Raw genomic sequence first — 10,635 nt, 5'->3', positions numbered from 1 at the left:
GTCAGTCTCCCGGGTTGGCAAGGGTCCAGGTGCGGAGCGAACCGTCGAGCAGTTCGGCCGCACCGGTCATCAGCAGCTCGGCGATGGCGTCGACGTGGCGGTTGCGCCACGGCGCCAGCGGCGTCCCGGCCACCAGGCGGTTGAACGCGCCCAGGGCCGGTCCGCAGTGGATCTGGTAGTTCACCTGCTCGTCGGGGGTGCCGCCGAGTGCGAGCCGGGTGGAGTGCACGAAGTACCAGCGGAACACCTGCGCCATCCGCGCCTTGGGGTTCTGCTCGGCCCGGGCGAGGTCCTCGGGGCGGTACCGGCCGAGGTGGGCGGCCGTCTCCGCCCACACCTCGTCGAAGCTGCGGCGGAACCAGCGCTCCTCGATGGTGCGGCGGGTCGCCGGGTCGATCTCGTCCAGCCCGCCGTACTGCCGGTAGAGCTGGTGCAGCTTGTTGGCGCGGGCCGGGAAGAGCGTGCCGCGGCGCACCACCTGGACGCGGGCGCCCAGTTCGAACATGTCGCCGGCCGGGGCGTAGGCGGTGTCCTGGACGTCGAGGGTGGCCAGCAGGTCCTTCACCTCGTCGGAGGTGGCGGCCTCGGGCGTGCACTGGTTGACCGAGCCGGTCAGCACGAAGTCGGCGCCGAGTACGAAGGCGGCGGCCACCGCCCCGGGCGCGCCGAGGCCACCGGCGGCGCCGACCCGCACCGGCTGCGGGTAGCGGTGCTCGGCCGCGCAGCTGTCGCGCAGCCGCAGCATCGCGGGCATCAGCGCGTACGGGTTCCCGGCGTCGGTGTGGCCGCCCGAGTCGGCCTCCACGCAGAGCTCGCCGGCCACCGGCAGCAGGGCCGCGGCCCCGGCCTCGGCCGCGGTCAGCGCGCCCTCGGCGACCAGCCGCTCCAGCATCCGGGGCGGCGGCGGGCTCATGAAGGCGGCGGCCACCTCCGGGCGGGAGACCTTGGCCAGCAGGTGGCGGGCGGCCACCGGGGTGCCGTCCGCGGCGCGGCGGGCACCGGCGAAGCGGTACCGCAGGAGGGCGGGGGTGACGGCGGTGAACGCCGAGGCCTCGACGTGGCGGACGCCGTGGCGCAGGTACAGCTCGACGAGGGCGCGCTCGGCCGCCGGGTCGTCCGGGGCGGCCAGCAGGTTCACCCCGAACCGGCCGTCGTCGCCGAGCCGGTCGCGGATCTCACGGATCGCGGCGTCGACCTCCTCCGGGCGGAGCCCGCCCGTGCCGAGGAAGCCCATCAGCCCGGCCCGCGCCATCCGGACCACCAGATCGGGCGAGGCGATGCCCTTGAACATCGAGCCGGCCAGGTAGGCGTGGCGCAGCCCGTAGTCCGCCCGGAAGGCGGCACTGCCCAGGCTCCCGGGCCGCACGACGACGGCCGGCACGACGGCGGGCCCGGCGGGCGGGACGGGCACGGCGGGCGCAGCAAGCAGGGCGGGCGCGGCAGGCAGGGCGGGCGCGGCAGGCGGGACGGCAGGGGCGCCGGCCGGGACCACGGCCGGGGCGGCAGCGACGGCGGCCGGCTGCTTGCGGGCCTGCGCCCAGAGGTCGGTGAGCACCCGGCCCGGCCCGATCTCCACCAGCTCGTCCACCCCGCGCTCCAGCAGGTGGCTCATGCTCTCCCACCAGCGCACCGGCGAGGACACCTGGCGGGCCAGCAACTCCTTGACCCCGCCCGCCCGGTAGGGCTCCGCGGTGGCGTTGGCGATCACCGGGACGGCCGGGTCGGCGATCTCGACACCGGCCAGGAAGGCCGCGAACTCCGCGGCGGCGCCCGCCATGTGGCGGGAGTGGAACGGTGCGCTGACCTGGAGCGGGACGAACCGCCCGGCGCCGGCCGCGCGGATCGCGTCGGCGGCCCGGCGCAGCGCCTCCTGCGGGCCGGCCAGCACCACCTGGCTCGCCGAGTTGCGGTTGGCGAGGTCGACGTCGTCGATCCCGGCCTCCGCCAGCAGGTCGGAGAGCCGGCCGGGGTCGGGGCCGATCACGGCGGCCATGCCGCCGCCGTTGGCCCGGCCCATCACCTCCCCGCGCCGCTGCACCAGCCGGAGCCCGGTCGCGAAGTCGAAGCACCCGGCGGCGAACAGGGCGTTGTACTCGCCGAGGCTGTGGCCGGCCAAGTAGTCGGGCGGGGGGCAGGCCTCCGCGCGGGCGAGGGCACCGAGCGCGTTGACCACGAAGAGTGCGGGCTGCACCGAGCGGGTGTCCTTCAGCCCGGGCTCGGCGCCCTCCAGGCACACGGCCCGGACGGACCAGCCGAGGATCTCGTCGGCCTGCCGGACGTGCTCCGGGTACCGGTCGAACAGGTCGGCGCCCATGCCGGGGCGTTGCGCACCCTGCCCGGGAAACACCCACACCACGGTCATTGCGTCAACTCCCCCGCCGGACGTTCTGGTTGGTGGCGCGGCCGGCTCGTCGACCGACCCGGCCGGGCCCGGGCGGGCCGGCCGGGCCGGTCGACGGACGGACTCCCCGAGGCTCTGGGTCCGAAAGAGGGGCCTAGGCCGGCCCTCTTTCGCCTAGGCCTGACGGGTGGCGTACAGGCCCCAGTGGTGCGGGGTGAGGGCGGTCTCCACCAGGCTGCCGTCGACGAAGGTGCCCGGCCGGCCCTCGGCGGCCAGCACCTCGCGGAGCCGGCCGTAGACGGTGAGGTCCTTGAGGTGGAGCAGCCAGTGCACCCGGTCGGCGTCGCCGAAGGCCTCGTCGCAGAGCGTCACGCCGGCCTCGCCGGCGAACTCCTTGGTGACGGAGTCGGCGATCTCCTGGGCGAGTTGGCGGCCCTCGGTGCGGAAGCCGTGACCGATCCGGGCCGAGCGGAGCAGCACGATGCCGGCGTTGGCCGAGTGGAGCGCGGGGGCGGCCTGGCCGGCCCACGGCAGCAGGACGTTGGAGCGCACGCTGCCGTCCACGAACAGCCGGTCCCAGGCGCCGCCGCCGCTGTCCTCCTGGACGCGCTCCTTGGCGATGGACTCCCGGAAGGCGCGGTCCTGGTCCCCCATCTCGACCATGCCGTAGTAGCTGTCCAGGGAGCGCAGGTGGATGAGGAAGTGGATCCGGTCCTCGTAGCCGAAGCTCTCCTCGTAGACGTAGGCGGTGGCGTTCCCGGCCTGCCGCCCGTTGACGTGCTTGGCCACCTCGCGGGCGAACATCCGCCCCTCGTTGCGGAATTCGGACTTGAGCTGGCCGACCTTCTGGACGACCACCCCGGCGTTGCCGGAGTGCAGCAGCGCCTCGGGAGCGAGCTGCGCCTGGTGGTCGGCGGCGGGGACGATCTGGGCGCGGCGCTCGTCGGTCATGGGTTCCATCGGTGCCTCCGGTCTCAGCGCAGCGGGGTCATGGCAACGTCGGACATCGTGCCGTCGAGGAAGAGGCCGGCCCAGGTGCCGCCGCCCTTCTCGGCCGGGATCCACTCCCGGAAGTAGATGTCGCGGACGTCCTCGTCGCGGACGTGCAGCTCCATCAGCCGCATGTAGGTGTTGATGTCCTTGAGGTGGATCAGCCAGTGCAGCCGGTCAGCCTGGCCGAAGGCCTCCTCGTACACGAAGACCGTGCACTCGCCGGGCAGGTTCCGGTTGATCGACTCGGCCACCACCCGGCCGAACTGCCGCGCCTCGGAGCGGTGTTCGGAGGCCATCTGGCCGACGCGGTGCATCAGGATGCCGGCGTTGCCGGAGTGCAGGATGCTGTCCAGCGGCAGCGAGGTCTGCTCGCGGGCCGGGGGCAGCATGACCGGGCCGTCACCGCGGTAGACGGTGCTCTGCTTCTCCAGCTCGCCGTCGACCTTGGTGCCGTACATGCCCCAGAACTGCGGCATCAGGACGGTCTCGCGGATGCTGCCCTCGACGAACAGCCGGTTCCACTCGTCCGGACCGTGCTCGGCCTTGGCCTCGTCCTGGACGCGGACCAGCTCGTAGTAGGCGGCGAGCGAGTCGAGGTGGATCACGTAGTGCAGGCGGTCCTTGACGCCGAAGGTCTCCTCGAAGACGAACGCCCCGGCGACGCCCGGCTGTTCGGTGCTGAGCCGGCTCGCCGCGGCCCGGGCGAACCCGACCGCCTCGGCCCGGTGGCCGGCCCGCACCTGGGCGACCCGCTCGACGACCACCCTGGCGTTCACGGTGTGCAGCTGCTGCTCGGCCGGCAGCGGGTTCTGGTGCTGTGCCGGCGGCACTGTCGGAAAGCTCATGAGCGGCCGTGTCCCTTCGCGTCGTCCTTGCCTGGCGTCTGGCCGTGACGCTAGAGGACGCCCCGGAAGGCGGGCTGCTCAGTTTGGAGCAGACCGCCTCACCGCCTCTCGCCCACGCTGTGGGCACTGACCGGAAGGCGGGGAGCCATGCGAATTCTGCTGCTCGGATGCGAGGGCCTGCTCGGCACCACGATGCGGGCCACGGCCGCGGCCGACCCCCGGGTCACCTCGATGGTGGCGCTGGGACACGGAGAGATCGACATCACCGACCGGGAGCAGGTGCGGCGGGCCGTCCGGGAGGTCCGTCCCGACGCCTGCGTGAACACCGCGGCCCTGATGCCGGCCGACCTCTGCGACCAGGAGGCGGAGCGGGCGTACGCGGTGAACACCCTCGGCCCGCGCTGGGTGAGCCAGTCCTGCGCCGAGGTCGGGGCCGTCCCGGTCTACATCAGCACCGACTTCGTCTTCGACGGGCAGGGCACCCGGGCGTACCGGCCGGACGACCTGCCGCGGCCGGTCCAGACGTACGGGATCACCAAGCTGGCGGGCGAGCACGAGACCAGGCTCGGCAGCGACCGGCACCTGATCGCGCGGACGGCCTGCCTGTTCGGGCCGCCGCCGGTGAGCCCGACGGCGCGCGCCTCCTTCGTCGACCGGGTGGCCGCCGCGGCGGCCGCCGGCAACGACCTGAAGATCGTGGACAACGTGGTGATGTCCCCGACGTTCACCGGCGACCTTGCCACCACCGTCCTCGACCTGCTGCACCACGGGGCCGACAGCGGCGTCTACCACGTGGTCAACCAGGGCAGCACCTCCTGGTACCGGCTCTGCGTGGCCGTGCTGGAGCGCCTGGGCATCGACGCGCAGGTGACGCCGGTGGAGGAGCAGTTCACCACCACCGCGCCCCGCCCGCACCACACACCGCTGGCCGGCGAGCTCCCCGAGTTCGCCCGCCGGATCCGCCGCCCGTGGGAGGCGGCGCTCGACGAGTACCTGGGAGTGCGCCGTGCCGGCTGACCTGTACCTGGACCTGATGAAGCGGGTCCTGACCAACGTGATCTACCAGGACCCGCCGCACGAGGTGGCCTGGCACCCGGGCACCGACTTCGACGCCGGCCGCCGCGCCGCCGGGCTGGACTGGCCCTCGGTGGCGCACACCATGGTCGGGCTCGACCGGCTGGACAACCTCCAGGCCTGCGTCGAGCAGGTGATCGCGGACGACGTCCCCGGCGACCTGATCGAGACCGGCGTCTGGCGCGGCGGGGTGACCATCTTCATGCGGGCGCTGCTCGCCGCGTACGGCCAGAAGGACCGCACGGTCTGGGTCGCCGACTCCTTCGAGGGCATCCCGGACTCCGCCGCGGGCCACCCGCGGGACCAGGCGATCGCGCTGGACCGGTTCAACGACGTGCTGGCCGTCCCGGTGGCGCAGGTCGAGGAGAACTTCCGGCGGTACGGCCTGCTGGACGACCAGGTGCGGTTCCTGCCCGGCTGGTTCGAGACCACGCTGCCCGCCGCGCCGATCGAGCGGCTGTCCGTGCTCCGGCTGGACGGCGACCTCTACGGTTCGACCATGGACGCGCTGGTGCACCTCTACCCGAAGCTGTCCGTCGGCGGCTTCGTCATCGTCGACGATTACGTCATTTCGGCGTGCCGCGAGGCCGTCCACAACTACCGTGAGTCCCACGGCGTCACCGAGGAGATCGTCCGCATCGACGACTGTGGCGTCTACTGGCGACGAACCTCCTGATCCGAAAGGCCACTTCATGACCACCACCGCCAAGGGCACCCTGGACGTCAGCGACTGGGTGGAGACGTCGCTCGCCGAGTCGGACGGCCAGGCCAAGCAGGCCGGCGCCCACTCGCAGGGCGCGTTCACGGGTGACCTGGAGGGCAGCGGCCGGGCCGACTGGCTGCTCACCTACCCCGTCGAGGGCCCGGCGCACTTCGTCGGCACCCAGCGCTTCGAGGGCAAGCTGGGCGGCCGCTCCGGCTCGTTCGTGCTCCAGCTGCGCGGCACCTTCGACGCGACCGGCGCCCACGTGCAGTGGGACGTGGTGCCGGGCTCCGGGGCCGGCGAGCTGACCGGCCTGAGCGGCTCCGGCGGGTACGAGAACGCCGACTACACCCTGGAGTTCAGCCTCTCCTGAGCCGGGCCGGCCGGCCCGTACGGGAACCGCCGAAGGGGGCGACGCCATCGCGTCGCCCCCTTCACCGTGGGCCCCTTCGCCGTGGGCCCGTCAGCCGGCTCGCCGGCCGGCCGTCCGGCCGGTCCGGTCACGCACCGCCCGGCGAGAGCAGCACCGGCAGCGCGGCCAGGCCGCGCATCACCCGGGTCGGCCGCCAGCGCAGCTCCTCGGGCGCGCAGGCCAGCACCGGGCGCGGGTGGCGCCGGAGCAGCTCGGTGAAGGCCGTCTCGCCGATCATGCGGGCCACCGGCACCCCGAGGCAGCGGTGGATGCCGTGGCCGTAGGCCAGGTGCGGGTTGGGCGAGCGGGTGACGTCCAGCTCGTCCGGGCGCTCGAACCGCCGGCCGTCGCGGTCGGCGGAGTTCATCACCACGGAGACGATGGCGCCCTTCGGCACCACCGTGCCGTCCACGTCGATGTCCTCGCGGGCGATCCGCAGGGTGGAGAGCGCGACCGAGCCGTCGTAGCGGAGGAACTCGTCGATCGCGGTGGGCATCAGGCCGAGGTCCGCGGTGAGCAGCTCCAGCTGGGCGGGGTGGCGCAGCAGGGCGAGGACGCCGTTGGCGACCATGCTGACGGTGGGTTCCTGACCGGTGTTCAGTAGGAAGATCAGCAGGGCGGTCATCTCCTCCTCGCTGAGCGGGTCGCCGGCCTGTCGGGCGAGCAGCAGACCGGTGAGCACGTCGGGTTCGGCCCGCTGCCCGTCGCCGGGCTCCCCGCCGGCCGGCCCCGCGGCTCGCCCGGCGGCCTGCTCGGCCGTCTGCTCGGCGGCCAGCTCGGCGCTGCGGCGGCCGATCAGCTCGGCGAAGAACCGGCGCATCTCGCGGTACGCGTCGGCCCGGCTCATGGTCGCCCCGGCCGCCCCGGGCAGGGTGAGCCCGGCGGACGCCCACACGTGGTAGTCGTCGAAGTCGTCGGTCGGCACCCCGAGGATCTCGCCCATGATCCGGACCGCCAGCGGGAGCGCGTAGTCGGCGATGAGGTCCACCGGGCGGGTGGGGTCGAGGGCGTCGAGCAGCTCGGTGACGGTCTTCTCGACCCGGGGCCGCAGGGCGGCCGCCCGGCCCGGGCTGAAGCTGCGCTGGATCATGCCGCGCAGCCGGGTGTGGTCCGGCGGGTCGGCGTTGAGCAGGTGGAACATGTACTGGTCGGTCTTCGCGTCGCCGGTGACGTAGCCGGCGGCGAGCAGCTGGTCCCAGGCGGCGCGCGGGTCCTTGGTCAGGCGCGGGTCGGCGAGCATCTGCCGGCCGTGCTCGTAGCCGGTGAAGGTCCACCGGCACAGGCCGGTCGGCTCGCGCACCAGGTGCACCTCACCGGCCTCGCGCAGCTGCGCGTAGCGGGGGTAGGGGTCGGGGTCCGAGCCGTCGGGCAGCGGGACGGGGTGGTCGGGGGTGCCTGTCACCGGGTCTCCCAGGGCATCTGTCGGTGGGCCGCGAAGTTGTCGATGCGGTGCTGGACGACGGGCGAGGACATCAGCCGGGCGAACTCGCCGACGGCGGTCCGCTCCAGCTCCTCGGCGGGGAGCCACATCTGCCCGAAGTACCGTTTGCCGTCGCCGATCACGCCCGGGTCGATTTTGCCGAGCCGGCTCGCCAGCCGGCGCAGCGCGGGCTCGGCATCCTCCAGCAGCTCGTCCACCAGGTGGATCTCGGCGGCCCGGGCGGCGGTGACCGGCAGCGTGCTCATGGTCATCGCGTAGGCCGGCTGGAAGCCCGTCCGGCGGACGAGGAAGGGCGTGACGCAGCACGGCAGGAGCCCCCACAGGGCCTCCGGCAGGGCGAAGCTGCTGCGCCCCGTGGCGTAGACGAAGTCGCTGGCCGCCACCAGGCCGACGCCGCCGCCGGTGACCCGGCCGTCCACCACGCTGACCACGATCCGGGGGACGGTGGTGAAGCGTTTGAGCAGCCCGTAGAAGGCCTCCCCGCCGCGGACGGCGAGCTCGTCCCCGGCCCGGTTGCTGCCGGCGGCGTCGGCGAAGTCCATCCCGGAGCAGAACACCGGGCCGGCGCCCTCCAGCACGATCGTCCGCAGGTCGGGATCGTCCTCGGCCTGGTCCAGGACGGCGTGCAGCTCCGCCATCAGCTCCGCGTTGATGCTGTTGCTGCGCTCGGGCCGGTCGATGACGACGCGCAGGCTCTCGCGCTGCCGGGTGACCCGCAGGGTCCGGTGCTCCATGTCAGCTCCAGCGGTAGCGGCGGTGGAAGTCGACGACCCGGTCGAGCACCAGCAGGCCCCGGCCCTCGAACCGGCTCCCGTACACCTCGGCGTACGGCCCGGTGTCGTAGACGTGGTCGCGGACCCCGCACATCCGGTCCAGGCCGAGATCGCTGATCAGCTCGTACTCGGGCATGGAGAGCGGGTACCGGTCGGCGATCGCGGCGGCGATGCCGCGCCCGGCGAGCTGCTGCCCGCCGGCCGGCGCGACCACCCCGCTGTAGAACTCCGAGGCGCAGCCCGAGCCGTAGGAGAAGAGCCCGAGCCGCCGCGGGGCGGTGGTGTCGGTGTGGTCGATGAGCGAGCAGAGCGCGAGGTAGAGCGCCGCGGAGTACACGTTGCCGACCTGGGTGGCGTAGCGCAGGCAGGGCTCGACCCGGGCCGCGTAGTCGCGGTCGATCTCGGCCGGCCCGGCCGGGCTCTCGGCCCGGCGCAGCCGGCGGTAGGCGCCCTTGACCATGCCGGCGAAGGGCGTGTGGAAGACCAGGTGGTCGAAGGTGGTCATCAGGTCGGCCGCCGGGACCCTCTCCCGGTAGGCCCGGAAGCTGTGCACCAGGCACTCCATGTAGGCCATCAGCGAGAGGTCGGAGTCCCCGGCCTCCAGGTCGGGGCGGGGCCGCAGGGTGTCCATCACCTCGAAGCTGTGGTAGCCGTTGGCGCCCTGGTCGAGCGCGAGGACCTGCGGGTCGTCGCCGACCAGCATGGCCACCGAGCCCGCGCCCTGGGACGGCTCCCAGTAGGTGTCGCGGGCCGCGACGCTCGACGCGTCGGCGGCCACCACCAGCGCCTTGGCGCCCGGGACGGGGCTGCCGGCGATGATGCCGGCAGCCGTCTGGAGCGCCGCGGTGCCGCCGTAGCAGGCGTGCTTGACCTCGAACGAGCGGCACCGGCGGCCCAGCCCCAGGTAGTGCTGGACGTAGGTACTGATCGGCTTGCCGAAGTCGAGCCCGGACTCGGTGCCCACCACGACGAGTTCGATGCGCTCCCGCTCCTCCGGGGTGAGCGCGTCGACGAGCGGCTTGGCCGCGTTGACCGCGTTGGTGACCGGGTCCTCGCAGGGGAGGTTGACGGACTTCCGCTCCATCATGAGGTTCCCCATGCGGCTTTCGTCCAGGCCGCGGGCCTCGAAGAGCTGCTGGACGCCGAGCGAGGCCCGCCCGACGTAGGCGTTGATCGCCTCGATGCCCACGGCCATCCCGGTCAGCCCGCCGTCGGGGTGAACGGCACGAGGACGGTGTCCTGCATGCTGCCGGGCACGAAGAGGTCGCCCCAGCCACCGCCGCCGTGCGTGTCGGGGACGCGCTTCTTGGCGTGCAGCTCCTGGTAGCCGGCCTCGCCGGCCAGCGCCTCGACCTTCTCGTACACGTCCAGCGAGCGCAGGTGCAGCAGCCAGTGCAGGGTGTCCTGGTGGCCGAAGATCTCCTCGTAGAGGAAGGCCGTCGCGTCGCCCGGCAGGGCGGTGTTGACGTACTCCGACCACTCGACGCCGTAGTAGCGCGCCTGGTCGCGCAGGGTGTAGCGGGCCTTGGCGGTGCGCAGCACGATGGCGCCGGCGGTGGCCGTGGTCAGCTGGATGTCCGCGGGCTGGCTGGTCTGGTAGACCGCCGGGTCGGTGAACATCGCGGCGGGGTCGACGGCGCCCTCCGGCGGGTGGCCGACGCCGTGCTGCGGGCAGAGGATCCGCTCGGAGAAGGTGCCCGGCATGAACATCCGCTCCCAGTTGCCGCCGCCCTTGGCGGGCAGCCGGTCCAGGGTGGAGATGTCCTGGTACTCGCGGTCGTGGTCGACCATCTTCAGCAGCCGCTGGTAGTCGTGCGGGGACTTGAGGTGGACGAACCAGTGCAGGCGGTCCCGGACGCCGAGGACCTCCTTGAACACGTAGGTGCCGATCAGGTCGCCCTGGGCGTTGTTCAGGTAGCGCACCAGGTCGGACGCGAACTCGCCGCCCTCGGTGGCGAATCCGTACTCCAGCTGGCCGGTGCGGTGCACCGTGAAACCGGAGTTGGCCGAGTGCAGTGCGGGCACCCGGTCCTTGGGCTTCTCGTCGGTCATG

General features: G+C 73.2%; 10 protein-coding genes. 3 read left to right on the top strand and 7 right to left on the bottom strand.

Annotated features, from left to right (window positions below; genetic code table 11):
* Window position 1: 1 nt before the first annotated feature.
* The 3 genes from fabD to OH807_RS35735 all read right to left on the bottom strand — a co-directional run bounded on the left by fabD (window position 2) and on the right by OH807_RS35735 (window position 4,179).
* Window positions 2-2,362, bottom strand: coding sequence for an ACP S-malonyltransferase (gene fabD / locus OH807_RS35745; protein ID WP_406207872.1), 2,361 nt, complete (start codon window positions 2,360-2,362; stop codon window positions 2-4).
* 153 nt (window positions 2,363-2,515) lie between these two features.
* Window positions 2,516-3,301, bottom strand: coding sequence for a DUF6039 family protein (locus tag OH807_RS35740; protein ID WP_406207869.1), 786 nt, complete (start codon window positions 3,299-3,301; stop codon window positions 2,516-2,518).
* A gap of 14 nt (window positions 3,302-3,315) precedes the next feature.
* The gene (locus OH807_RS35735; RefSeq protein ID WP_406207866.1) at window positions 3,316-4,179 is read right to left on the bottom strand and encodes a DUF6039 family protein; all 864 of its coding nucleotides are present in this window, start codon (window positions 4,177-4,179) and stop codon (window positions 3,316-3,318) included.
* A gap of 147 nt (window positions 4,180-4,326) precedes the next feature.
* Between OH807_RS35735 and rfbD the strand changes: the two genes are divergently transcribed.
* Genes rfbD through OH807_RS35720 form a run of 3 tightly spaced genes read left to right on the top strand, consistent with a single transcriptional unit; the run spans window position 4,327 to window position 6,329 of the window.
* Window positions 4,327-5,196 (top strand): dTDP-4-dehydrorhamnose reductase, encoded by an 870-nt coding sequence (rfbD, locus tag OH807_RS35730; protein ID WP_406207863.1) that lies wholly within the window; start codon window positions 4,327-4,329, stop codon window positions 5,194-5,196.
* A complete protein-coding gene (locus OH807_RS35725; protein ID WP_406207860.1) occupies window positions 5,186-5,929 on the top strand; it encodes a TylF/MycF family methyltransferase in 744 nt (247 codons plus the stop codon). The genes rfbD and OH807_RS35725 overlap by 11 nt, the downstream gene beginning before the upstream one ends.
* A 16-nt stretch (window positions 5,930-5,945) precedes the next feature.
* Entirely contained in the window at window positions 5,946-6,329 is a 384-nt protein-coding gene (locus tag OH807_RS35720; RefSeq protein ID WP_406207857.1) for a DUF3224 domain-containing protein, read from the top strand.
* Between the two features lie 127 nt (window positions 6,330-6,456).
* Here the strand turns inward: OH807_RS35720 and OH807_RS35715 are convergent, their stop codons facing one another.
* From OH807_RS35715 to OH807_RS35700, 4 genes are read right to left on the bottom strand one after another with little or no spacing between them, the layout of a single operon-like run.
* Window positions 6,457-7,770, bottom strand: a complete 1,314-nt coding sequence (locus tag OH807_RS35715) for a cytochrome P450 (protein ID WP_406207855.1) — start codon at window positions 7,768-7,770, stop codon at window positions 6,457-6,459.
* The gene (locus OH807_RS35710; protein WP_406207852.1) at window positions 7,767-8,543 is read right to left on the bottom strand and encodes an enoyl-CoA hydratase-related protein; all 777 of its coding nucleotides are present in this window, start codon (window positions 8,541-8,543) and stop codon (window positions 7,767-7,769) included. The genes OH807_RS35715 and OH807_RS35710 overlap by 4 nt, the downstream gene beginning before the upstream one ends.
* A 1-nt stretch (window position 8,544) precedes the next feature.
* The gene (locus tag OH807_RS35705; protein ID WP_406207849.1) at window positions 8,545-9,777 is read right to left on the bottom strand and encodes a hydroxymethylglutaryl-CoA synthase family protein; all 1,233 of its coding nucleotides are present in this window, start codon (window positions 9,775-9,777) and stop codon (window positions 8,545-8,547) included.
* A 5-nt stretch (window positions 9,778-9,782) separates the two neighbouring features.
* Entirely contained in the window at window positions 9,783-10,634 is an 852-nt protein-coding gene (locus tag OH807_RS35700) for a DUF6039 family protein (RefSeq protein ID WP_406207847.1), read from the bottom strand.
* Between the last annotated feature and the right edge of the window lies 1 nt (window position 10,635).

This window comes from Kitasatospora sp. NBC_01560, from assembly GCF_045208415.1.
GTDB lineage: Bacteria > Actinomycetota > Actinomycetes > Streptomycetales > Streptomycetaceae > Kitasatospora.
The sequence above is the reverse complement of the archived record's forward strand: the minus strand, read 5'-3'. Positions and strand labels throughout refer to the sequence as shown.